Below are 23,626 nucleotides of genomic sequence, written 5' to 3'. Positions count from 1 at the left end.
GGCAACAAGTCTCCTTTTACAGAAAGCCTTTCTCTTGCTGCATGCAGCTCAGGATAGTTTAAGGAATCTTCAGTGGGAGTACAAAGGCCTACAGGTGCCGTCGTTTTTTCACGGTGCAGGTTTTACCTTTTAGTTTTTCCCATATTAATCTAAAAATGTGTCTTGAAAGCTTCATGGGCTACAGGGTAATTAAGTTTGCTTGTCGGGTATGCTACCCTAGGGGCCAGCCCCGGTACGCGTCTCAGGGGACCAACGACCCTATTTGTTCCTGTTAAAGTAATTTGTCAAAACTAATTTGTTTTAGTTTGTTTTATATTGCGATTTTCTGGCATTTTTATAATCTTATATTCGCAAAGCAAGTAGAATGTATGTAATAGCAAATGGCTTTATGTACTATAAAAGGGAAGTAAATGGAACCACGTTTTTCTGACCCGACACAATCTATCTATACAGGAAACTGTGAGATACTGCACGTAAACGACAACAACTGTGGCGTGCTGGAAACGATTAAGAGTGAGAATTGCATCATGAGCACGCTCTCATCAAGCTTGGAGTCCGAATTGCGTCCCAGGGGGCTTGCCTTAAAGTTCACGGCGGAGGGACTGGAGACTTACTGGTTTCACAACAAACCCTACAAAGTATGCGGCGGGAAGTATCTGCTAGTCAATGAATCTGTTCCATCCATGGAAGTCGTCATCAAGAACGTCACCACATGGGGGATGTGCGTTGACTTAAACATGCAGCTTGTAAATGAGGTGTTGCACCAAGTGCTTTGCCCGGATGACTTGGAGGGATACAGGCAAGTAAACCGGTATCTGCTTTCTCCAGAATTGTTTGTGCGGGAGACCATAGCGAGTGCACGGATGCAACAGTTATTAAATGAACTCATAATGGTGTCTTTATCTCCTGCGATTCAAAAGCCTGCCATGGAGCTAATTTACGACCTGATCTCGCTCCTGGTGGAGGACAATCTTGCGTTTATTTTTGCTTACTATAGGTTGAGGCTTTCCAAGTTGTCCACTCGGAAAGAGTTGTACCATAGGCTGTTGATAGGAAAAGAAATGCTGGATGATAGTGTCTTCTCTGACATCGGTATAAAGGAAGTTGCCGACGTGTGCTGCCTTTCGGAGTTCAGATTTTACAAGCTGTTCAAGGAGTGTTTCCAAGTGAGCCCCTACCATTACCTGGTGCGCAGGCGGATTGAAACGAGTCTTGAGCTAAGCAAAAAAGGAATGAGCTGGAGTGAAGTGGCCTGTTTGCTTAATTTCTCAGACTTGGCTGCGTTTAGCAATGCCTTTAAGAAGATTACTGGCGTAGCGCCCACGAAATACAATAGGTAGCACCTGCCTTTACAACAGATCAATTTTTACCCCCCACTTGAGAGCCTCTCCCCCTCTTTTGCAAGATTGTAAGAGTTATAGCATCATTAGGTGTAAAACGTCAGGATTGTACAAACACGCAGCCTTCAATTTTCCCTTACTTTGTAGCAGTAGTACGGAGGAGGTAAAAGCAAGCGAAAGTTTTAGCTCCTTTCATTAACTGTTTTTTAAGGTGAAAACTACCGTAGCGGGAAGGTATAAAATGGACGAAAACATTCCGTTGATTGATGTAAGAATGCTTCGTTTTCCGACTCGTTGCGGTAGTGCCTGCCTGGTGCTAGGAAACACAGGCACTATCAGGCAAACCATTTTCACGACCGGGTTTACAGCTGTGAACTTAACCGCATTTATTTTGTTCCCCGTCCTTGTTCATTTCCCGGCTACTTGATTCGGAAGCGTAATGGCCTACTCCGCTGGCAGGTATCCGGAATTTAAGCTCCCGTCTTGCCATGATATTTTCAAAGCATGTAGCGTTGCGCTGCTAAATACTGCGGATTAGTCGCCGGATAAAAGTACGGTGGTGCAGCCATGGGACCTTCCTGCTGTCTTATTTGCATCCTGATGTGGGCCTGTGACAGATTAAGGTAGCAGTCAAGACATGAAATGGCAGGATAATACAAGTAGAAGCCGGGCTGAAAGCTGTTACTTTAATGTCATATAAAAGACTGATTGCCTTCTGTAGGGCTTAAGCTTTACACACAGGGTACGTTCTTTGGCTGCAGAAACAACTTATAAAGCTCCGTTGTCTGTCGGTGTTGCTGCCACTTGGGGCCACCAAGGTGGTATGGATAAGGGAATCAGAAGGTGCGCTTTACGGCAATGAACCTGAATGGAAATACACTAAGCAAAACAATAAAATACAAAACACGATGAACCGCAAAATCACATTGTTGCTGCTGTTACTTTATGCTTGCTATTTTCATGTGTCTGCGCAAACACCTGCGCAAACCGCAGTATTGAAAATGCAACTCCAAGGGAAGCTTGATTCTATGCAAAGGGCTAATGGGTTTCCTGGGGCTACGTTTGCAGCCGTACTGCCAAATGGGGAGCGCATCGCCATTGCCACAGGTACAGCAGACTCCCTTACCGGAGCCCCGATGCAACCGGATCACAGGATGCTGTCAGGCAGCAACGGGAAAACCCTGTTTACCGCAGCGGCCTTGCTGCTGGCAGAACAAGGGCTGTTTAAGCTGGATGACAGGATCGCAAACTACATAGGTCATGAGCCCTGGTTCAACAGGATACCCAATGCCCAAAGTATTACCATGCGGATGCTACTCAATCATACATCCGGTATAGAAGAGTATCTGGAGCATGGGGATTTTATGCAGCGGTTAAAAAGTAACCCGACACATACTTGGAAGCCGGTTGAGCTTCTTGCCTACATTTTTGACCGCAAGGCCCTGTTTGAAGCAGGGACCGGGTTTAGTTATGCAGATGCCAACTATATCCTGTTCAGCTACATCCTGGAGAAAATAAGCGGCCGCAGAATGTATGACCAAATAAAGTCTGATCTGATCAAGCCCTACGGTTTGACGGCCACAGAACCATCCACTAAGCGATCGTACGCCAAGCTGGCTGTTGGTTACACTCGGGCAGGTGGCCCTTTTCCGGTGGAGGGAGCTATGGTTCGAAAGGGAGTGTTAACCCTTAATCCGCAGTTTGAATGGGCAGGGGGGGGGTTTGTCTCAAACGCGGCAGACCTGGCCACCTGGGCGAAAGCGTATTATGATTTTAAGGCTATTTCACCTGCCCTGCGTGCAGAAATGCGTCAGGGAGTAGCCGCCAATACTGGTAAAAACCATCAATACGGCCTGGCCATGCAGCTAAGACCCGGAGGCCATGCTGGCATGGGCTATGGCCATAGTGGCTGGTTTCCCGGCTATGTAACAGACGCTGCCTACTTTCCTGATTTGAATATAGCCGTTGCCATGCAGTTTAACACGGATAATTTCCGACTTCTGAAGAGGCCTTCAGAAGCCTATCTCCTGGATATGGTGATGGTGATTTCGCGCGCTACCCAAACGAACTATTAAATTTTGCCGGATAGGCAGTACCTCCCTTTGGAGCTGATGTTCCGGCTTGAGAGGATAGGATAACAGGACTGCTTTCTGTTCTGTCTATGGTACCCCTTTCTAGCTTTTACAATACCTCATGATGAAGCTATTATCATTTATGTATGTCCTGTTGCTCTTTTCAACAGGCACGGCCTCTGCCCAATTAACTGGCAGGTTACAAGACCTAAGTTCAAACCCATTAGGCTATGCCAATGTGGCTTTATTACAGGCAACGGACTCTACGGTTCTCACGGGTACCATCACCGAAGCCGATGGCAGCTTTACCATTGCCGCACCTACCGTGGGCAAATACCTGCTGCGTCTCGGAGCCTTGGGGTTTAAGACAACCCATACAGGACTTTTTGATGTAACTGGCAGCGGGGGCCATAAAGACTTTGGGGTGCTAAGGCTGCAGGAGGATGCCAAGATGCTGAACGAGGTAACGGTCAGAGCATTACGTCCTGCCATTTCGGTGGAGGCCGATAAACTGGTGGTGAGCATTGAGGGTACGGCGCTTGCGGCAGGCAGCACAGCCTACGAGGTACTGGAGAAGTCTCCGGGCGTGTGGGTAGACCAGGAGGGCACGATACAGCTTAATGGAAAGGCAGGGGCACGCGTGCTGATTGATGGGAGGCCTACTTACCTCTCCGGGAAAGAGCTGCAAAGCATGCTGGAAGGGATGTCGGCAGAGAGCGTAAAAAGTATAGAGGTCATTGCCAATCCATCGGCAAAGTATGAAGCTGCGGGTAGTTCAGGCATCATTAATATAAAATTGAAGGAGAACACAAGGCAGGGAATGAACGGCAGTGTGTATGGCGGATATCAATACAACAAGGCATCGGGTTACAATGGCGGAGTAAACCTGAACTACAAGAAAGGCAACTGGAGCTCGTTTGTGCATGCTGACGTGGCGGAGCGACCGCGCCTGCGCGAGGGAATCATGGTACGGGAGTTTCATGAGGCGGGAGCGGATGCCCGCTTTCACCAGCTTAGAAACGAACGCATGTCTACTTACTACCCGGCATTGCGCCTGGGCACCGATTATGACCTGAACCAGCACCACAGCATCGGCGCCGTTTTAAACCTGAGCCGTAATGCCACTAACCGTGCCTTTTACTCCGATACCGATGTAAACGATAATGCAAAGGGAAACCATACCTTTGTGAAGGCGGGTAATTTTAATGACATAACCAACAGCAGTAGCGCGATAAACTTACATTACAATGGGCTGTTGGATACCAGCGGTACAAGCCTCTCGTTTAACCTGGACTATATACAACTGGATAATCACAATGATGCCCGCTACGAAAACAACTTTCTTGAGGTGAACACGAATGCCACAAGAGATGAACTGATCACAACCTACAATCCAGGTTACTATACCATCTATTCGGCTAACGGGGATTTTGGGATGACGCTACTGCCAAAAATGAAGCTGGAATTGGGGGGCAAAGTCAGCCATGTGGAGTCTGGTAACCAACTCAATTTTTACATAGCAGACGCCAAAAAGGAGAATAACAGGGAATTGGATGAGGAAAGAAGCAATAACTACCGCTACACCGAAAGCATCCTGGCCGGCTATGCGAACTTCAGCGCAAGTATAAACGAGAACTGGCGTTTACAGGCAGGCCTTAGAGGAGAGCAAACATGGGGTAAGGGCAAGCCAGTCAACGGGGGTGAAAATATCACAAAAAGCTACTTCGACCTTTTCCCCAGCTTTTTTCTAACGCATCAGGTAAGTGAAGGCTATAAAATATCTTACAACTATAGCCGCAGAGTGGACAGGCCTAACTACCGCACCCTGAATCCTTTTATATTTTACCAGGACCCTTACAGTTGGGCAGAGGGCAATCCGAATTTGAGGCCCCAATACACAAACTCTTTTCAGGTGATACAGACGCTGCTGAATACTTACAACCTTGTACTGGGCTACGCCCATACCAAGGACTTTTTTGCAGAGGTGCCGCAGCAGAACTCCGAGGACAACACCACCATCTACCAGGAACGTAACATTGATAAGGCCGAGAATTTTAGCGCCACGCTGCTTGTACCGGTGAAGGTTCTAAAGGGCTGGGATGTCAGCAATAGCCTAGTGGCCAGCCAGCAGCGTAATAGCATCCTGCTGCAGGAACAGGTGCTGAAGAATAGACAATTTACGTTAACAGCTCAATCCACGCACAATGTGCTGCTGCCGCTGGGGATACAGCTACAGGCAACGGCAGCGTACAGTTCCCCGTCAACATACGGGATCTACACATTTAAAACCCAGTGGTGGCTGGATGCAGGCCTAAAAAAACCATTTCTGGATGAAAGACTTGATGTGACGCTGGGTGTTACCGATATTTTCAGGACACGGATAGCGCGCGGTGACGCCAGCTACAACGGTAATGTGTTTTCATTCGAGAATTATTTTATGATGCAAAGTATAAAGCTTACCTTGAGGTATAACTTTCAAAGAGGGCAGAGTTTTAAATCAAAGTTACGAAATACAAAACTCGAGGAGCTAAACAGGGCTGGTGGGCAGTAGAACCTTTAGTTTCAGGACTAGTAAGGCATAGGCCCGGGGTAATAGGCAGGAGCTGAACTCCCTGGCACATGGTTAAAGGAAAGCAGACTCCACACGTCAACGCAGCTCTATCAGGCGGTGCAAAGAAAGCTATTCTGAAGCTAGATTAACCGGGAATCCTCAAGGTTTACATGCCACAGCAGGCCATTATTCAAAAGCACGCAAAAGGGCAGGGCTTGTTACTTCTGCCTTAGTCGGAGGGAAACATCTTTCCGCTGAGAGGCAGGCAGTACCCTTTCTAGGGGCAAAAGAGCGGCGGGAATTTATAGAACCTATTCTTAAGAAAAATTTATTTTCTTAAAATGATGCCATGCCTGATAGTGTTGGCTGCCCGTACACCTGCTCTTTTTGTATCGATGTGGCAATGCATACCAATTCTTAAATTTTGATATTATAAACAATACATGCAGTTTATGCTGACAAAGTCTTAAAAACGTTAGGGTGGCTGGTATGACTGAAACTTTGAGGTATGTTGAAAATATGGAATATTTTACGTGTTTTTAAGCTGTAGCGTTTGCAGCTAAATGGCACAAAATTTTTCGGTGCGTAGCTCGGTGAGTAGATTTTTTTGGTGAAAGTGGTTTAAATCAATATGATAGCAGGGGGGTGAAAATTCCTGCTATCACTTTTTAAGTGACTGCAGGTACTCTGTTGGCTTGAACTTGCCTGGTGTGGTGCGGGTGACTTGCCGGAAGGCATTGGTGAAATGCGCTTGGTCGTAGTTGTCATACGGCAGGGCAAGTTTCGTCATGGACGGGATAGGAGTTTCGGGATAGCCAATTCGGTTAACGGATTCGCGCAGCCGGATAATATTCAGGTATTCCTCTAGGCTGAGCCCGACAGCGTCCTTGAAGCGCTTTTGAAGCAGCCGTGGTGAGGAACCCGGCTTTTCCAGCACTTGTTTTACTGAAATATTTCCACCCGTGTCCAGCATCAGTTTGCAGCATCGCTGTAGCAACATGGCGGTATCCGACACATGTGCAGGCAAGGGGAGCCGATGCTGAGCGAAATGGCTTTACCTGGAGCATTCACCGCCCGCACACAGTTATTGGAAAAGCAGTAGGCAACCAGATGAACCTGGGGACTACCCTGGCTGTTTACGCCACCATTTGCAGGGAAACGAATCGCCCGTTCCGATTTCCTGGGTCAGACGCTCAATGGAACGGACTATCGGATGTGACAGACGCCCGTGTGCTGGCCAAGCAGCTGGTGTGGGCCGCAACTACGGGAGCAGTCCATAATGAAGCTTTTAATATAGTCAATGGGGATTATTTCCATTGGAAATGGTTGTGGCCCCGCATTGCAAGTTGGTTCTGCGTAGAAGCCTTGGATTTTGACGGGAGTATTCATCCCCCGGAAACTGAACTTGCAAATGATGCCCATATCTGGCATAAAATTGCCAAGCGGTATGGATTAGTAGAACCTGATTTAAGCAAGCTTGCCTCTGCCTGGCATACTGACCTGGACCTGGGCCGGCCAATAGAGGTAATGACCGACATGTCGATGAGCCGTGAATTGGGCTTTGCTGTCTATCAGCGAACGGATGAGTCATTCTTTGATCTTTTCGCTCAACTGCGTAAAGACCGATTGATTCCTTGACATAAGTATTGCTTGAGGGAGGAGAGGTCCCCTTCTGAGTGTGTACCTAGAGTATCTGAACAGCTGGCAGGATTAGCTGAAGCTCGTTTCTTTTCCGGTGCCAGTCACTTGATTGTTTAGGTGAAGACTTATTCAGATCTCAAAGTCGAATTACCCTTCAGCCACTTCGATGAGCTTTTCCAGTAGCTCTGCCCTTAGCTCCACCTGCTTATGTCAACTATGCCATGCTATGTTGGCCTTTATCGTGTACTTGTCTAGGTCTTATATATGTTGGTAGGAACTAACTCTTAAGCGGCCAATCAGGATGAAAATTAACTTATGTTTTAAATTTACTGATCAAAAGCAAGGGCGGAATGAGTATGATTGAGAGGCTACAGTTTTAATCTTTAGCGTACGAATAGTGTCCGGAGTACATAAAAAAGCCCTTCAGTATTAACTGAAGGGCTTTTTAGTAGATCAGAGGGGAATCGAACGAAAAAACAATACACTTTGTATGAGATGAGATGTTAATAACCTATTGCCTTTTCTAGTGCCAGGGAAAGTTGAAAAGTTTAAAAAATTTTATTAAATTTAATTCATAGTATTTGCAGCTTAATCCGCAATAAATTAGGCGGTGCGTAATTCGGTGAGTAGGCTGAGAAAATAATTGTAAGGTGTTGATATACAAGTGTTAGTGATGGGGTTCGAATCCCTTGCTCTCTGCAAAAAGGCCTTATACCATAGTGTAAGGCCTTTTTTTATGGCTAAGGAATAGGTTGTGACACTATTCGCGGCACAAAACCCACTCATCATCCCGAGAAAGGGGAGGACAAACCTGATCTTGATGGCAGGTGGTCTGTCACGTTTTGGGTTTGGAATGATGAGAAGCAGAAGAAGGTGCGCCTTATACGTGATTTCAACATTAATCAATTCAGCACGGTTGGCGAGCGAAAGCAACGTGCGGCACAGCTTATAGAAGCAATCAACAGCAAACTCCAAAAGGGGTACGTCATCCCAAAAACCGCAACTAAGTCACAAACCACGTTTGCACCCAAGGCTAATAAAGATAGCCTGACATTAAAAAAGGCCATTGAAAATTATATCGCCGAAAACAAATCATCCCTTAGCCCCAACACCATTGCCGGTTACGGCACCTTGAAAAACACGATGTTCCCGTGGCTGGATAGCCAGGAGATAGCGGATATAAGAGTTATTGATTTTACAGGGGAAGTCGCCAAGTCGTTTTTTAACTACCTGAAACTGGAGAAGGTGGTAATCAGAAACGGAGTGGAGGAAATAGGGGTAGCTAACAAAACCTATAACAACTATCATACTAACCTGAACAGGATTTACAATGCGCTGGTGGAGGATGGCGCTATCAAGAAGAAGCACAACCCAGTACAGAAGATCATCAAAAAGAAAAAGGTGCATACGAATAAGCATGTGCCCTTCTCTAATGAGCAACTAAAGCAGATAAAGAAGCACATACTAAAAAAGGGAGACAAGCAGCTTTATCTGTTTATCAACTTTCTTTATTACACCGCTGCACGGCCTGCGCGTGAGCTGCGGCTGTTGCAGGTAAAGGATATACTGGAAGAAACGATCTTTATACCGGCAAGCCGATCTAAGGTAGGAGTAGGGCGACATGCTTTCATTCCTCCTGCATTAGAGAAACTGATACAGGAACATAAGCTGCGTTCGTACCCGCCTGAACACTTTATATTTACAAGGGAGGGCGTACCAGGCACGGAGCATGTCGGCAAGATATACTTTTACCTGCGGCACAGAGCCGTGCTGGAGGAATTGGGAATGACATACCAGGAGTATACTTTATATGGCTACAAGCACACCGGCAACATCAATTTGTACCAGGCCACCAAGGATTTAATAGCCATAAAGGAGCAGAACGGCCATACTTCACTTGACCAGACCTATAATTACATGGTAAAGTTGGGGCAGATAAGAAAAGGGGAGGTATACCGGAAGTTTCCAGAATTTGGCAAGTAGTATATTAAATATCTTAGATGTTAAATATATGACCTGTATTTTGCACAACTTTTAGAAAAAACAAACTTTTAATTATTTAATCATTCCACTTTTATGAAAAAATTATTACTCGTTGCGGCATTAGGTTGCCTTGGTTTTACAGCTGCAAAAGCACAGGGCCTCAGCGAAACGAACCACAGATTCACTTTAAACATTGGTGCTGCTAGCCCTACAGGTGTATTTAAAAGCACGAAAGAAAGTGACGATGAAGCTGGTTATGCAAAAACGGGCGCATTGGTTTCTTTGGCTTATGCCGCCGATGTTCATAAGAACATTGCAGTAGGTGCTACATTAGGATGGAGAAACAACCCATTTGATATCGATGCCTTCATTGGTGAAGATGGTGAGTTCATTAAATCAGCAGAGGCTGAATCTTGGCGATCTGTAATGCTACTAGGCAATGTCTACTTGCAAGCACCTATAAACAACCTTACGCTCTATGCAAAAGGTAGCTTCGGAACAGCCTTCAACAAGTCTGCCGCATTTAAGTTTACTTCTGTAGAAACAGCTTATGGCTCATATGAATTTGAGCAATCGGCTGCAAAGAATAGCTCACTAGCAGTTGGTATTGGTGGAGGACTACGTTATGATTTTGGCAGGTTTGGAGTAGGAGCTGAATTCGATGTTCTTTCAACTAAACCAGAATACAAAGTAGAGTACGATGGAGAAACAGAAAGCTTTAAGCAGCCATCTAACTCATTTAACACTACAGTTGGTTTAACTTACCGTCTTAAATAGTTTGGATCCTAATTCAACAAAAAGGCCTCTGAGTAATTTCAGAGGCCTTTTTGTTTAGGAGGACATAAATGAGTAGGGTGGAAAGTCTTCGGTAATCTGGTGAAGATACTGTAGCGTGTTTCTTTTTACTTGATGTAAGTCTCGCTCATGCGCTTTTTAGTGAAAACTCTTTCAAACTGTAGTGAAACTGGTTAGATTTATGTTTGCTATGAGGGTGGTTAACAATTTGCTCCCAGTTTGGTGACTGTTTGGTTTGGGTTTGGTAGCAGAAATTAGAGGTATAAATAATTTCGTTCACTACACATCTTTTACAAATCTACATCTCCATTATAACCCTCAAAAGGCCCAAAATGCTTTACAATTACCTTTACCTGGCGTGGACTTAATACTTTACCACGGTAGTTGCCAAATTCCTTCTGAAAATCCTCATCTTCAAACCAAGCATTAAGTGATTTTAGGTTTATACCATATAGGTGCTAATTTAGATTTGTTGTAAGTTACGATAGCCTTAGACATGCCTTAGTGTAGTAGCTTAAAATTGTGATACATTTTATGAATATATCTTATTTACTATTAAATATTTGTATTGGGATTGTGATAAAGCTGTAAACATGTATTAGATGTTACGAATTTATTGTAATATTTTTATTTTGGAGGTTAGGTTTAGTTGTGGTAAGGTTATGGTGGCAGGGGCAGGTATAAAAAAGGAAGGTGAAAATAGCAAAGTATGCACTTATGTTTGTTTCTAAACTAACAATGCGGTTTTTTAAGTGTATAGTGGGGTAAAAATAGGTACTTGTAGTATGCACTTAGTGCAGAAGAAGGTGCGTGTTGCAAGGGATTTCAGCGCTAGCCAATATAGAACAATCTTGGAGCGGATGCTGAAGGTAAGCAGGCTGGTCGGGGTTATTAACGACAAGTTTAAAAGGAGGATCTAACCTTTGGGCTGCAGGTACTTTGCTGCGTTTCCTTTTGCTTTATGTAAAAAATGCAGGGCTGCTAAATCACCTGCATTCTTAAAATTGGTCTATAACCTTGCTGTAATTACATCGCTTAGCCTGGTAGTATAGCAGGGCGAGATATGCTCTTTTCTTAAAAGCCAGCTTGCTTTGTTTGATCCTTGCGCTGCCGATTTCACTATAGCCTGTCCATACCTTTTATTCAGGTTGTCTAGTGTGTGCATCAAGTCTTTGTGCTTTCCGGTTTCTGGCCCGTCAAACAGGTCTAACTGCAGGGCGGTTTCAGGTGCAAGATCCGAAACGATTACTCCGCACTTTTTATAAATATACCCTTCCTCATAAATACTGCTCAGCGCCAGGTTAGCATACTGTATCAGGTGTAAATCGCTGTTGGTGGGAGTGGGGATGTGTATGGTTTTGGAATTATAGTACTGTTTGGTGTCGGCAAAGCTGTTGGTAGTGATAAAGACAGAAACCACACTCGCGCAACTGCCTTGCTTACGCAGCTTGTATGCACATTTCGAAGCATAAAGAGCCGTTGCCTCCTGCAAGTCGCTGAGTGCTTTTACAGGGCGGCCAAAGCTTCTGGAGGTGCAGATGTTTTGCTTGGCCGGGCTAATTTTTTCCAGGTCCAGGCACGGCTCGCCGCGCAGCTCTTTTACCATTCTGAGGCCTACTACTGTTAGGTTTTTCCTTACCCAGGCATCACTTTGGCGGGCCAGGTCGTAGGCTGTAGCAATGTTATGGCTTTTAAGCAGTTTGGCATGCTGCCTGCCAATGCCCCAAATATCCTCCACAGCCGTTCTTTTCAAGGCTACCTCTATATGTCTTGGCTCCTGTAATACTAATATGCCCATCGCCTTGCTACTTTTTTTTGCCAGCCTATTGGCAATTTTGGCAAGGGTTTTTGTTTTGGCAACACCGATGCCTACAGGTATGCCAGTCCAGCTAAGTATAGTATCCTTAATCTCCTGGGCATATTGGTGCAGGTTTTTGTTGTAGAAATGGCCTAAGTCCAGGAAAGACTCATCAATGCTGTACACTTCCAGGTTAGGGGTAAATTCGGCAAGGGTTTTCATTACCCGGTTGCTCATATCGCCATACAAAGTATAGTTACTGCTAAATACCGCAATGTTATGTTGCTTTACCTGCTCTTTTATCATAAAGTATGGCGCGCCCATTTTTATACCAAGGGCCTTTGTTTCCGCGGACCGGGCAATAACACAGCCATCATTGTTGCTTAGCACCACCACAGGCCTGTTTCTGAGTGCCGGGTTAAATACGCGCTCACAGGATGCATAAAAGTTATTACAGTCTACCAGGGCTATCATCTTAATTTGCTCAGGCAGTTATGGATAGAATAAGACACTACACCCCAGAAAGTAAAATCCATGCCCTCTGTTATTTCTACTTTTTCATAGGCAGGGTTGGCAGGCTCAAGGTATATTTTGCCGTTTTCTTTCCGATAGGTCTTTATAGTAAACCCCCCGTTGTACCAGCACACAATGGGGTATCCATGTTTTACCTTGATGGATTTATCTATTATCAGCAGGTCTGTATCCCGGATGCTGGCCTCGCGCATAGACTCGCCGCTGGCTTTAATAAAATAAGTGGAGGAAGGGTTACGGATAAGGTGCTTGTTCAGGTTAATGGTTTCCTCTATATAATCTGCAGCAGGCGACGGAAAGCCACAGGGAACCCTGTTCCCGAACAATGTCAGTTCTATATCATCTTCCAGGTCAGGGTAATATGCTTTCCCGAAAACAGTACCATTGGCGTTTCGCATTACAGTTTCGAGTATCATTTACTATTCATTTTAGTTTTATGGCTGCAATATACTTTATTTATAATATTTAATACTAATAAAATTAGTAAAAGTATACTGCTATAACTTAAATAAGTTATCTAGTAAGACACATATAACCAGAAATATCGCAAGGTATTAACTAGAGCAGGAGTAAATATGAATGACTTTTCAGGATTAATTATGGTAAAAGTATGATTTTATATAGTAAATAGGCTGGATTAAGTTTTTTTTATTGCGTAAGTATAATCTGTTGTGTTATAACAAACGATGTCATACTTTATAGAAAGTACGTATTATACCTGCAAATACAGCGCATCCCTAAGCTTGCTAGAGACTGTATGGCACGGTGCTATACCTTCCTCAGAAATTCAAGCAGCATTTAAAGAAATAGCCGCTATACTAAACGATAAAGCAATTGATTACCTGTTGGTAGATAGCAGGTTATCTAATGCGTTTAAAATAACCGACGAACAGTGGGTAAGAACTTTTGTGATGCCATTGCTTGCCAGCACAGGTATAAAAAGACTTGCGCGCCTGGCTTGCCCTACCGTTATTCAGCAGCATATTGTAACAGGCATCATTAGTGCCATCGACTATGAGCAGCAGTATGGCTTTAGGATGAGAACCTTCCGGGAGAAGGAGGAGGCAATGGATTGGCTGTTTATACCGGAGGCTATAAAAGAGCAAATGCCCTATAGAGGGGACTATAGAGCATTTAGCTTAATCTAAACACAAACAACCAACAAATTAACTAACCAATTATCAAGGGGTTTATAGAACTATTAATGTGGTTCTAGTAGCGTACAAATGGTAGGTTGCTGATCGACTGGTAATTGTCGCTAACACCTACGAAATATTCTCCAATAAAAATTCCTGCGCCATTGCTAATAGCTGTTGCACCGGCATTGTGTGTAATTACACCGCCATCTATAGTCGAGAAATCAAAGACCTCTTCTTCCTGTAGCTGCGTTTTCTTGGCAGTCGACAATGTTATACATGCGTTACCATAACAATTAGTTGCCGGGTGCTGGGCAAAAGGGTTCAACGTTCTGTTCATGGGTCGTGGGTTTTGGGGTCTTATTTGATACAATGATAACAGGTATACACTTCTAGATACAGGAAATATAACGCTCTGAAGTAACATAGATTAATGCGTTATTATGCTGTTATTTATTTAAAAAACGAAAGAGAATGCATGATATTATTGAATTATACCTTGTTGTTACTGTGTTGTAGATGGGGAGATGTGATTTGAGTTTGCTTAAAAAGCTAAAAAGGTAACATTTGCGAAGTTACCTTTTGCTCTCAAAATGATTAAGGAGATGGTAACTGATAGTTTGTAAGGCCCACACCGTAGTAGCAAGTGCAGCCCCAGGAAATACTACAAGCCACCAGGCTGCCGTATTGGAGCGAATGCCCGCTATAGTTCTGCCCCAGCTTACGAATGTACCCGGCACGCCTATTCCTAAAAACGAAAGCGTAGACTCTAGTGCCAGCAGGCCAGCTATACTGAATGTAAACGTGACTATTATGGGGCCCAGCATGTTTGGTAAGGCATGTTTGGTAAGTAACCGCATGCGGCGCGCACCCAGGCTATGGGCTGCTTCAAAGTATGGCAATTGTTTGATCTTTAAGGTTTCTGCCCTTGCCAACCGTGCAGTAGAGGTCCAGAAAGTGGCTGCGAAAATACCGGAAAGTAACAGCACCGATGGTTGTAAAAAAGAAACAAGTGCCAATATAAGCAGCAGCCTTGGTACGCTTGTAAAAGCTTCTGTAAGGCGCAATACCAAATAATCGAGGGGCAGGTTGAATCTGGTTGCGGCAAAACGCCACTTTTTTAGAAGCGGTAGAGCCACTTTGTAAAGCAGCAGGAGCAATACTAGCAGCACAAGCAAACTGTACCAGGTATACTTTAGAGGCAGTCCTGTCTCTACCAAACTTAGCGGCAAGTATAAGCCATAGTAAGCTATGCATAGCAGTGCCAGTAGTATAACCCCAATGGCTGCACGGCTAACCTTTAAGCCTGTATTTCCAAAATACCCTGCGCTTATTCCTAAAACAAGTCCGAGGCCCGTAGAAAACAGCATAACCGGAAAACTTATCAGAAACGCAGATCGCGCGCCATACAGTATGTTAACCCACACATCCCTGCCCAAAACATCTGTACCAAGCCAATGTGGGGCACCGGATCCTGAGGTAAATGGCTTTGCAAAAGTATGCTGCAGGTCCAGTTCGTTAGGGCTGTAAGTTACCGGAAGTATAGGCAGCGCAACTATGAGCAGCAGGAGAATTCCTATGTATGATGCCGCAATTTTAAAGGTAAGTTGCTGGTGCCACAGCTGCATCAGGTCCTTGCGTAGCTGTATCATGAGGCAGCGTGTTTTATGCGTGGGTCAGCCAGGCTGTAGCACACATCGGCGAGCAGGTAAGATACAGCCCGGAAGGCGGCTACCAACATAACCACAGCTATTATAACAGGGTAATCTCTTGCTAAAACAGCTTCAACCATAAGCCGCCCCATGCCTGGTATAGCGAAGATTGTTTCCACGATAACAGCCCCCGCCACAAGTGCCGGCAAGGTTTCAGATAATACTGTAATGGCAGGAAGCAGGGTGTTACGGAGCAGTTGCGTTCTGATAACCTGCCTTGGCGACATACCCTTTGCCTTGGCTGTCCGGGCATAGTCCTTCTTGCTTTCTTCAGAAAAAGAGCGATAAATGAGGCTGGTTAAGTATGGTATGTTACCCAACACGAGGCAAACAACTGGTAAGGCCATGTATTGTGCGTATATGCTTAGGCGCTGCAGCCACGTTCCCCCGGCGGCAATATAATATCCCATACCATAAACCGGGAAAAGCTGCAGGAAAGATGGCGTGGCTAAAAGCACGAGCAGGAGCAAGGCCAGCAGAAACAAAGGTATACTGTCAATAATGAAAAGAGTGGGAAGCACCACCTTTCGGAGTTTTATACTTTGTGGCATCACCAGCAGCATGCCTAACTTAAAGGAAATCGCGAAGGCCAGCACTATACTTATCAGTATATGCCACCAGGTATTAGCCACAGCCCCGTAAAGGATGGTGCTTACAGGCCTACCATCGCGTAAGGATACTCCTAAGTTACCCTGCAGTACATTTGTAAACCAAATGTGGTATTGGTTGTTGCTGCCGTGCCACCGCCAAAAAGGCACCAGGTAAGCAAACGCCTGTTGGTTTTCCAGGAGCAATGCAGCGGCAGCCCGAAGCTCGTTTGTGTGGGTAGTGTTGCCAAAATTTAATTGGGGTAGCTGTGCAATGGCAAGATTTATACTTTCGGGGCTGGTAGTGCGGTAAAGAATATCAAAGTATAGGCGGGCCTCGCTTTCTTGGGTTGGGCTTAATGCATGCTCCAGAGATCTTATACTTGCATAGTATTGGTTTACAAGTTGTGCGTTGCCGTACTGCCAGTATAGTTTCTTTAGAAAAGCCCGATGGCTTTCAGGGTACACCAGGTGCAGCGTATCAGGTTCGGGGCTTGCTTTTACAGAAAAATAAAATAGCGGGAGGTTTTGGCCGGTGCGTTCGAGGTAGCTTTTGTATGCCTGCTCGCGGCCGGCAGCGCTTCCTTTGCTGTAATATCCGCCGTTTTCCTGCAATATCTGCTCTGCACCGGGAGTGCCGGTTAATAACCTGCTAAGCAGAAACACAAGCGTAACCAGCAGCCAGAGTGCAGGCAAAGACAGCAAGAAACGCTTAAGTATGTACTGCAGCATCTGGTGCCGTTAATTTTTCAGCGTGAAAGAACTTACATCGTAGTTAGGCGACAAGCCTGAAATTTTGGTGTTGCTGAAACGTTTGTGGACGGCAATTCTCTCTTTCTGGTAGTATAGCGGAATAAAAGTAGCTTCCTGGTGCAGCATTGCTTGCAGTTCTTTAAGCAGTCTGGCTTTCTCAGCGGGCGCTTCGGCTGCGTTGATGGCATCTAAAAGCTTATCGCTTTGCTGGTTTCCAAAGCCTGTATAGTTTAAGCCACCCAGATCGGCAAAAGAAGTATGAAACAGCGCCTTAAAGTTGAATACGAATGGATTGCCTGTTAATGAACGGAAGAACATGTCAAACTCATGCGCTTTGGATTTTTGGGAAAGGAGGCTGGTTTCCATGGCTTGCAGGGTAACAGGGATGCCAGCCTTAGCCGCGCTTTGCTGGAAAACGAGGGCAGCATTTTCGAAGTTTGTGTTGCCGGCGCGATAAATAACGTCTATGGTAAGCTGTGTCTTTTCCCCGTTTATGCTCTTATACCACCCATTCTGCTCGCGTACCCAACCGGCAGCTTTAAGCAAGCTCTCCGCCTGCGCCAAGTTGTATGCTCTTGAGTCTAAGCTGGTGTTGTAAAATTCTTTCAGCGTTGGGGGTATAACACTTGCTGTAGGAGTGGCATAGTTCTGCTGCGACACCTTAATCATGCTTTCTACATCCAGCAAATAAGCGATAGCCTGCCTTGTGCGCCTGTCTGCAAATTTAGGGAGTCTGCTGTTTAGCCCTATGTAGGTAAACTCATAGGCATCCGGAGTGTAAAGCGCAAAGTCGCTGGTAAATTCCTTGTCGGTTTTTAACTGGTTAAACTCTGCTGCCGGAATATTTTCCAACACATCCAGCTGGCGGTTTTTTAAGGCCAGGAGGGCAGTTGTGTTATCGGGGATGATGTGAAAGCTGATGCGTTCCGGGGAGGCGCTTAAGTGGGAGAACTCTTGTTTGTTGCCCCACCAGTCTTGCTTGCGTTGCAGCACAAGGTGTTGGCTTGGTGCATAGCTCTCCAAAAGGTAGCCACTGCTACCACGTAAATAAGTATTATCGGTTTTAAAATTGATAGCATTAAACTTATCAGCAAAGGCTTTTAAGTTTTGGTTGTTTTCAAGCTCGGAAAGGCCTTCGTTTAAAGACGCCACCTGTATCGTTTCCAACAACCCTTCCGGGTCGAGCAAGTAAGATGGTAGTATAAAAAAATCTCCAGTCAGGAGCTCCATTTCTGGAGCATACCCTGAGCAGATAAGTACAAACTTTCTGGGGTTAGTAGTATCAAGCCTAATATCACGAATGAATTCGACCTGAGGTTTATTGCGCTCATTGTTAAGTAAAGGTGCTTTCAACACCTTCAACGTAAAAGCAACGTCATCTGCTGTTACGGGTGAGCCGTCAGTCCAGCGGGCGTCTTCTCTTACTTCAAATGCATACAGCGTTACCGAGTCCTGCCTGGTTATTTGGGGCAGGCTTAGCGCCAGCGCTGGTTTTAATTTATCTTCTGCCAGGTCAACAACCAAAAGGCTTTGAAACAACAGGTTTAAAATCTGTATGGCTTCAGCATCTGCAAAATTTACAGGGCTCAAGGTTTCAGGCTCTTTAGCCAGTCTGACTTTTACCTCGTTCAGGTCCTGTTGGGGCTGACTGCAAAAGCTTAATAAAAATAAAAAGGCTGGTAGAAGTAAGCTTACTTTCCTCATTTAAAATACACAGGTAGGTACTATTTAACTGAGGACAAGATAGAGAAAATTTAATTTAAAACTTAAATCAACCTTCTGTCCACTGGCCAGTACCGCCGAATGTAGACATTGTTGCAGGGTCAGTTGTAGTGCTCTTGTCTTTACCTTTTCCTTCTTCAGTTTTGTCTTTTGCAGGGTCTTGTTTTGCAGGCTGAGCTGGTGTTGTACCAGTAGCTAGGGCAAGGATGATGGCGATAATAGTTGATAACATATTTTCTAGGTTTTTAAGTTATGGTATTGCAAATATGAAATTATCAAATGTTAAATTAAATGAAAGTTTAATCAAAAAAGTAACTTGACTTATATAGATATATCTGAGTACTTTCTTATATTGACATCCCGTAATACCTGAAGCAACCTAAGTGTTATGCCATTTATTTTTTTTAAAATGTAAATAAGTAACATTTGCCTTGGAAATGTGCTAGCAAGTTAATTGAAATCTTTAAAAAAAATAGTGAAGAAAGCATATAGAAGGTAACGCCATGTTTTAAGGAATTTTAATTAAAATAATAGTTATAAAGTAGCTTCATTAATCTTTAACCCATGAATGAGTTAATTTCACTTTCGAGAATCGTAACATTTTGCAATAGCGTTTCGAGTTCTTTGCCTGATAAAGATTTAAAAGGAAAAGAAGGGCTTTTCATTGAAAAGCTTATGCAAAGAAGTTATGAATCAGATGAAGAAGCTGCATTAGATCTTTACAACTCTAACCCGAACGATGTCAGGTACAAAATGCTTAAGCATAGGGTTAAAAAGAAATTTTACAACAACCTGTTTTTAATTAATTATCAAAAGTTAAAGATCAAATCTTATGTGCAGAGCGAGCAGGAGTGCCATTTGCTTCTCCACCATGCCAACTTATTTCTGAAACAAAGCGATTATAAGCTAGCAGAGATTAACGCTAGAAAGATTATCAATATAGCTAATGAATACGACTTTACGAGTTTTAAGATTGCAGCGTTAGAAATTTTACTTTTTTGCAGTTCAGAATCGGGGGCTTTTAAAAGCTTTAAGAAGTATAAACAAGAGCTAGATGAACTGATGCTGCGAAAATCTTACGAAAGAGAGGGTGTAAGTTTATTTCAGCTAATTAAAATAAAGCTAAATAAATCGGTTAAGTCGCGCAGGGAGTACTTGCCGCAACTAGAGAAGGATGTAGCGAAGCTGGAAATGCTGTGGCAGAAAAGCAAAACGTTTGACTCTTTTAACGCCTATTATAAAGGATATATCTGGTATAATGAACTGATAGGTAACTTTTCGAAGATAGTTGAGTTGACAGTACTTTCTGAAAAGTTATTGGAAGCAGGAGAAGTTTGCAGGCAAAGGTTTGATGCCAGCTATAACAAATATGTGCTTGTTTATGCACACCTAAAGGCTGCAAAGTATGAAAAGGGCCTATTGTATGCTGAAAAATACTTTAATGAGTTTAACCAAAACTCAAATAACTGGTTCGCATATTTAGAAAATTATCACCTATTAGCTGTGCACTCACAAAAGTATGAATTGGCAAGCATACTACTAGATAAGGTTTTTAGTAACAGTTTCTACAATAAAATATCACCGGTAGCGAAAGAACGCTGGCAGCTGTACCAAGCCTATCTTTCTATCATAGATGGCAACCTGTATGTAAAAAAGGTAAGCAATCCTTATCTGATATCCCTTCCAGAGTACAGCAAAGACAAGCAAGGCTTTAATGTTGCAATACTTATACTTCAGTTTTTCTACTTCTTGCAGAAGCAGGATGTAGAGGCGTTGCTGTACCGTATTGAGAGCTTGAAAAAGTATGTACATACACATTTAAAGGACTCTTTTAGCTTGAGGAGCAAACTTTTTCTGAAACTACTTATACTTGCAGTAACGGAAGATTTTGAACCTGAAAGTTGCCGTAAAAAGGGCCTGAAGCACTACGAAAAGTTACGCGATACGCCTGCGCCTGGTGATGCTTATGCAGAGATTGAGATTGTACCGTATGAGCATTTATGGAATTTAATATTAACTATGCTCCAGAAGAGGTACTAATTTTACGGAAGAAGGAATATAACAAGCATCAATGCAAGAATTAACAAGACTGGCAAAGATTATCCACAACAATAATCCAAAGGTTCTTCCTGTAGTAGATCTTACGGATCATGTTAGCCTTGAAGGAAGGTTATTCCAACTTATCAAAAGCAGTTCAACCTTATCAGACGAAGAAGCATGCTTTAAACTATACGGAGAGAAAAAGGTGACTCCAAATTACCGCATGCTAAAGTCAAGGCTCCGAAAAAAACTGTTAAACAGCTTGCTTTTTACGGAGTTAACAGAGGCTCATATTCGGTTAAGCCTTCTTAAGCACGTAGAGTGTTTGGTTCTCATTCAGCAGGCAAATAAATTAGCAATATTAGCTGAGCCTTTTTTAGCTGAAAAAATTGTTGACCAGGTTATTTCTATTGCTCAGAAGGTTGAGTTGAATGATATCTTAGCTAAAGCATATGAGATAAAGCAATATGCTAACCTACTATCTAATAGTAGAAGCAAGTTTGAAAAAAGTTCTCAAAAGCTGCAGCAGTATTTTCTGCTAGATGTAAAAGAGCGCGAGGCTCAGCTTATATATAATAAGCTTAAGTTTGAAATCAACTACAACATAAGCAACTTCAGAAAGCAGTCCAAAGCTTACCAGGAGTCGTTGCCGCTAATAAAAAATCTTTGGGAGGTATCGGGCTCTTCTAAGATTTTTGATTACTACCATATGATGCGGATAGCATATCGGGAACTTTCAGGGGATTATGAGGGGGTGATCAATGACATAAACGAAGCTGAACGTTTATTAGCAGAAGGTAAATTAGTAGATGCTTGGTTTAATGATCGTTTTAACAATTACATCAGAGTGTATGCCTACTTGCGGTTGGGGAGATTAGAAGAGGGCCTTTCGTATTCAAAATTATACTTGAATGGGTTTAGGGAGAGCTCTAGTAATTGGTTTGCCTTCCTGGAAAACTACGTGACCTTAGCACTCCACAACAAAGAATATGATCTGGCAATGCAATTGTGGACACTTGCTGTAGAAAAAGGAGCTCATGAACAGCCAAGACCAGCAGCTAGGGAGATATGGGGTTTGATTGAAAATTACGTGCAACTAATTTCCCATAAAGCAACAAAAGCTAATGAAAATGTAAGTTTTCAGAGCCAATATGAAACATCCGTAATATCCAAAGACAAAGAAGGCCTTAATTTTCCGCTGATTGTTGCAAACTACCTGGAAATCCTGCCTAAGCTGGAGGTGGAGGGACTGGAGCAATATGCCGAGCGCTTTGGTAAGTATTCTTCTAAATACCTGAAAGGTGACATGGGAGCAAGAGCAAGGCTTTTTGTAAAGTTGCTGCTCTTAAGCACCAAAGAGGAAGGAGAGAGACTAAAGCAGAAAAGTGCGCCTTTATTAGAAAAGCTGAAAGCCACACCGCCACCGCGCGACCCTTTTGCCGAAGTAGAGATTGTACCTTACGAGCACCTATGGGACTTGGTGCTGGAGTTACACCAGCAACGGGCAAAGCAGTAGCTTTAAAGGCGCAGGTAGGAGGTGTTGATATTTTTACTATTTTTCCGAAATGGAAAAAAATAATCCCACCGTTACCCGTGCCTGGTGCTTCTATGACTGGGCCAACTCTGTATACTCGCTGGTAATTACCTCTACCATCTTCCCGATTTATTACAGCGCAGTTGCTAAGAGCACCGACGGTGATTCCATGGTCAGTTTTCTGGGTTTTAGCCTGGAGAGTTCGGTATTGTTTTCTTATGCGGTGTCGGCGGCTTTTCTGATTATTGCCTTAATGAGCCCCATACTTACAGCTATTGCTGATTATAGCGGTCGAAAAAAGCTGTTTATGCAGCTGTTCTGCTACCTTGGTTCTATCTCCTGTGCCGGCTTATACTTTTTTACAAGCGAGACATTTACGGTATCGGTTATACTTTTTGTGTTGGCCTCCATTGGTTTTAGTGGCAGTATTGTGTTCTACAACTCTTATTTGCCCGAAATTGCCACCGAAGACCAATACGATCAGCTAAGCGCCAAAGGCTTCTCGATGGGGTACGTAGGTAGTGTGCTGCTGTTGATTTTCAATTTAGCCATGATCATGAAGCCGGCGGTATTCGGGATAGCTCCCGAGAATACTTCGCTGCCACCACGCATTGCTTTTTTAACAACGGGTATCTGGTGGTTTGGCTTTGCACAATATACCTTTTATCACCTGCCGGGCAATGTTTACCACCGCAGGCCGCAAGGCAACTGGTTGCTAAATGGCTTTAAAGAACTGCAAAAGGTGTTGAGTCAGGTAAAGGAACTGCCCATGCTAAAGCGCTACTTGCTGGCTTATTTCTTTTACAACATGGGCGTGCAAACAGTAATGTATGTGGCTACGATCTTTGGTATCGAAGAACTTAACCTTCCGGATGAAGCGCTTATCATAACTATCCTGATCATACAACTAGTGGCCATAGCAGGTGCTTATGGTTTTGCTAAACTTTCGGGCAAGTATGGGAATATCAGGGCTTTGATTTTAGCGGTTATCATCTGGATTGGCATTTGCATTAGTGCCTACTTTATCCGCGGCGAATTTGACTTTTATGTGCTGGCAGCTGTGGTTGGCTCCGTGATGGGAGGAATTCAATCTTTGTCGCGGTCTACTTACTCCAAGTTGATTCCTGCCTCCACGCAAGACCATGCGTCATACTTCAGCTTTTACGATGTAACCGAAAAGATCTCTATTGTACTGGGTACGCTGGCATACGGAGTCATTGCACAGCTAACAGGATCTATGCGCAACAGTATACTTGCTTTGGTCGTTTTTTTCGCGCTTGGTTTGATACTCCTGTTTATGGTGAAAGGCAAAAAATCTATGGAGCCGCAGGGGGAGGTGAAGGAACCAGCCAAGGTATAGATCTACCATTAATAACTGAAGTTGAAGTAAATGTGTAGTAAGCCTTGAAGTTAGCGAGTGTGCAACTTTTA

General features: G+C 43.9%; 19 protein-coding genes. 11 read left to right on the top strand and 8 right to left on the bottom strand.

Features of this window, described 5'->3' with window-relative positions:
* Positions 1 to 410: 410 nt before the first annotated feature.
* The 4 genes from Q1A23_RS11350 (at position 411) to Q1A23_RS11335 (ending at position 5,963) form a co-directional block, all read left to right on the top strand.
* Complete coding sequence (locus tag Q1A23_RS11350; RefSeq protein ID WP_299823385.1) at positions 411 to 1,340, top strand: AraC family transcriptional regulator; 930 nt, start codon at positions 411 to 413, stop codon at positions 1,338 to 1,340.
* Positions 1,341 to 1,551: 211 nt separating this feature from the next.
* Entirely contained in the window at positions 1,552 to 1,767 is a 216-nt protein-coding gene (locus tag Q1A23_RS11345; protein WP_299823383.1) for a hypothetical protein, read from the top strand.
* Positions 1,768 to 2,248: 481 nt separating this feature from the next.
* Positions 2,249 to 3,415: a serine hydrolase domain-containing protein gene (locus tag Q1A23_RS11340; protein WP_299823380.1), complete on the top strand. Its 1,167-nt coding sequence runs from the start codon at positions 2,249 to 2,251 to the stop codon at positions 3,413 to 3,415.
* A gap of 118 nt (positions 3,416 to 3,533) precedes the next feature.
* Positions 3,534 to 5,963 (top strand): TonB-dependent receptor, encoded by a 2,430-nt coding sequence (locus tag Q1A23_RS11335; RefSeq protein ID WP_299823377.1) that lies wholly within the window; start codon positions 3,534 to 3,536, stop codon positions 5,961 to 5,963.
* Positions 5,964 to 6,624: 661 nt separating this feature from the next.
* Here the strand turns inward: Q1A23_RS11335 and Q1A23_RS11330 are convergent.
* Positions 6,625 to 6,978, bottom strand: a complete 354-nt coding sequence (locus Q1A23_RS11330; protein ID WP_299823374.1) for a helix-turn-helix domain-containing protein — start codon at positions 6,976 to 6,978, stop codon at positions 6,625 to 6,627.
* Positions 6,979 to 6,980: 2 nt separating this feature from the next.
* On the opposite strand from Q1A23_RS11330, the gene Q1A23_RS11325 reads away from it, so the two are divergent.
* From Q1A23_RS11325 to Q1A23_RS11315, 3 genes are all read left to right on the top strand, one after another.
* Positions 6,981 to 7,601, top strand: coding sequence for an NAD-dependent epimerase (locus Q1A23_RS11325; RefSeq protein ID WP_299823371.1), 621 nt, complete (start codon positions 6,981 to 6,983; stop codon positions 7,599 to 7,601).
* 876 nt (positions 7,602 to 8,477) lie between these two features.
* Positions 8,478 to 9,587 (top strand): phage integrase SAM-like domain-containing protein, encoded by a 1,110-nt coding sequence (locus tag Q1A23_RS11320; protein ID WP_299823368.1) that lies wholly within the window; start codon positions 8,478 to 8,480, stop codon positions 9,585 to 9,587.
* A gap of 93 nt (positions 9,588 to 9,680) precedes the next feature.
* Entirely contained in the window at positions 9,681 to 10,364 is a 684-nt protein-coding gene (locus tag Q1A23_RS11315) for a hypothetical protein (RefSeq protein WP_299823366.1), read from the top strand.
* Positions 10,365 to 11,391: 1,027 nt separating this feature from the next.
* Here the strand turns inward: Q1A23_RS11315 and Q1A23_RS11310 are convergent.
* Entirely contained in the window at positions 11,392 to 12,654 is a 1,263-nt protein-coding gene (locus Q1A23_RS11310; RefSeq protein WP_299823363.1) for a Y-family DNA polymerase, read from the bottom strand.
* The gene (gene umuD, locus Q1A23_RS11305; protein WP_299823360.1) at positions 12,651 to 13,127 is read right to left on the bottom strand and encodes a translesion error-prone DNA polymerase V autoproteolytic subunit; all 477 of its coding nucleotides are present in this window, start codon (positions 13,125 to 13,127) and stop codon (positions 12,651 to 12,653) included. The genes Q1A23_RS11310 and umuD overlap by 4 nt, the downstream gene beginning before the upstream one ends.
* A gap of 270 nt (positions 13,128 to 13,397) precedes the next feature.
* On the opposite strand from umuD, the gene Q1A23_RS11300 reads away from it, so the two are divergent.
* Complete coding sequence (locus Q1A23_RS11300) at positions 13,398 to 13,859, top strand: hypothetical protein (RefSeq protein ID WP_299823357.1); 462 nt, start codon at positions 13,398 to 13,400, stop codon at positions 13,857 to 13,859.
* Between the two features lie 64 nt (positions 13,860 to 13,923).
* Here the strand turns inward: Q1A23_RS11300 and Q1A23_RS11295 are convergent, their stop codons facing one another.
* From Q1A23_RS11295 to Q1A23_RS11275, 5 genes are all read right to left on the bottom strand, one after another.
* Positions 13,924 to 14,187, bottom strand: coding sequence for a hypothetical protein (locus Q1A23_RS11295; protein ID WP_299823354.1), 264 nt, complete (start codon positions 14,185 to 14,187; stop codon positions 13,924 to 13,926).
* 235 nt (positions 14,188 to 14,422) lie between these two features.
* The gene (locus Q1A23_RS11290) at positions 14,423 to 15,499 is read right to left on the bottom strand and encodes an ABC transporter permease (RefSeq protein ID WP_299823351.1); all 1,077 of its coding nucleotides are present in this window, start codon (positions 15,497 to 15,499) and stop codon (positions 14,423 to 14,425) included.
* Entirely contained in the window at positions 15,496 to 16,878 is a 1,383-nt protein-coding gene (locus Q1A23_RS11285) for an ABC transporter permease (RefSeq protein WP_299823350.1), read from the bottom strand. Before Q1A23_RS11285 ends, Q1A23_RS11290 begins: the two co-directional genes overlap by 4 nt.
* 9 nt (positions 16,879 to 16,887) lie before the next feature.
* Positions 16,888 to 18,489 carry an ABC transporter substrate-binding protein gene (locus tag Q1A23_RS11280; protein ID WP_299823347.1) on the bottom strand — a complete coding sequence of 534 codons (1,602 nt, stop codon included), beginning with the start codon at positions 18,487 to 18,489 and terminating at the stop codon, positions 16,888 to 16,890.
* Positions 18,490 to 18,670: 181 nt separating this feature from the next.
* Complete coding sequence (locus Q1A23_RS11275; protein WP_299823344.1) at positions 18,671 to 18,853, bottom strand: hypothetical protein; 183 nt, start codon at positions 18,851 to 18,853, stop codon at positions 18,671 to 18,673.
* 443 nt (positions 18,854 to 19,296) lie between these two features.
* Between Q1A23_RS11275 and Q1A23_RS11270 the strand changes: the two genes are divergently transcribed.
* Genes Q1A23_RS11270 through Q1A23_RS11260 form a run of 3 tightly spaced genes read left to right on the top strand, consistent with a single transcriptional unit; the run spans position 19,297 to position 23,555 of the window.
* Positions 19,297 to 20,661: a hypothetical protein gene (locus Q1A23_RS11270; protein ID WP_299823341.1), complete on the top strand. Its 1,365-nt coding sequence runs from the start codon at positions 19,297 to 19,299 to the stop codon at positions 20,659 to 20,661.
* Between the two features lie 31 nt (positions 20,662 to 20,692).
* Complete coding sequence (locus Q1A23_RS11265) at positions 20,693 to 22,177, top strand: hypothetical protein (RefSeq protein WP_299823338.1); 1,485 nt, start codon at positions 20,693 to 20,695, stop codon at positions 22,175 to 22,177.
* A gap of 49 nt (positions 22,178 to 22,226) precedes the next feature.
* On the top strand, positions 22,227 to 23,555 hold the full coding sequence (locus tag Q1A23_RS11260; protein ID WP_299823335.1) for an MFS transporter: 1,329 nt from the start codon (positions 22,227 to 22,229) through the stop codon (positions 23,553 to 23,555).
* Positions 23,556 to 23,626: the final 71 nt, after the last annotated feature.

Source organism: uncultured Pontibacter sp. (assembly GCF_947492645.1).
Taxonomy (GTDB): Bacteria; Bacteroidota; Bacteroidia; order Cytophagales; family Hymenobacteraceae; genus Pontibacter.
Note: the sequence above shows the minus strand (reverse complement) of the source record. Positions and strands in the feature narration are given on the sequence as shown.

What these genes read in the sequence shown, in the direction of transcription:
- Q1A23_RS11285 (WP_299823350.1), bottom strand. Translation starts at nt 16,878, where the DNA reads ATGCTGCAGTACATACTTAAGCGTTTCTTGCTGTCTTTGCCTGCACTC.
- Q1A23_RS11335 (WP_299823377.1), top strand. Translation starts at nt 3,534, where the DNA reads ATGATGAAGCTATTATCATTTATGTATGTCCTGTTGCTCTTTTCAACA.
- Q1A23_RS11300 (WP_299823357.1), top strand. Translation starts at nt 13,398, where the DNA reads ATGTCATACTTTATAGAAAGTACGTATTATACCTGCAAATACAGCGCA.
- umuD (WP_299823360.1), bottom strand. Translation starts at nt 13,127, where the DNA reads ATGATACTCGAAACTGTAATGCGAAACGCCAATGGTACTGTTTTCGGG.
- Q1A23_RS11270 (WP_299823341.1), top strand. Translation starts at nt 19,297, where the DNA reads ATGCAAAGAAGTTATGAATCAGATGAAGAAGCTGCATTAGATCTTTAC.
- Q1A23_RS11260 (WP_299823335.1), top strand. Translation starts at nt 22,227, where the DNA reads ATGGAAAAAAATAATCCCACCGTTACCCGTGCCTGGTGCTTCTATGAC.
- Q1A23_RS11295 (WP_299823354.1), bottom strand. Translation starts at nt 14,187, where the DNA reads ATGAACAGAACGTTGAACCCTTTTGCCCAGCACCCGGCAACTAATTGT.
- Q1A23_RS11290 (WP_299823351.1), bottom strand. Translation starts at nt 15,499, where the DNA reads ATGATACAGCTACGCAAGGACCTGATGCAGCTGTGGCACCAGCAACTT.
- Q1A23_RS11275 (WP_299823344.1), bottom strand. Translation starts at nt 18,853, where the DNA reads ATGTTATCAACTATTATCGCCATCATCCTTGCCCTAGCTACTGGTACA.
- Q1A23_RS11340 (WP_299823380.1), top strand. Translation starts at nt 2,249, where the DNA reads ATGAACCGCAAAATCACATTGTTGCTGCTGTTACTTTATGCTTGCTAT.
- Q1A23_RS11315 (WP_299823366.1), top strand. Translation starts at nt 9,681, where the DNA reads ATGAAAAAATTATTACTCGTTGCGGCATTAGGTTGCCTTGGTTTTACA.
- Q1A23_RS11265 (WP_299823338.1), top strand. Translation starts at nt 20,693, where the DNA reads ATGCAAGAATTAACAAGACTGGCAAAGATTATCCACAACAATAATCCA.
- Q1A23_RS11350 (WP_299823385.1), top strand. Translation starts at nt 411, where the DNA reads ATGGAACCACGTTTTTCTGACCCGACACAATCTATCTATACAGGAAAC.
- Q1A23_RS11310 (WP_299823363.1), bottom strand. Translation starts at nt 12,654, where the DNA reads ATGATAGCCCTGGTAGACTGTAATAACTTTTATGCATCCTGTGAGCGC.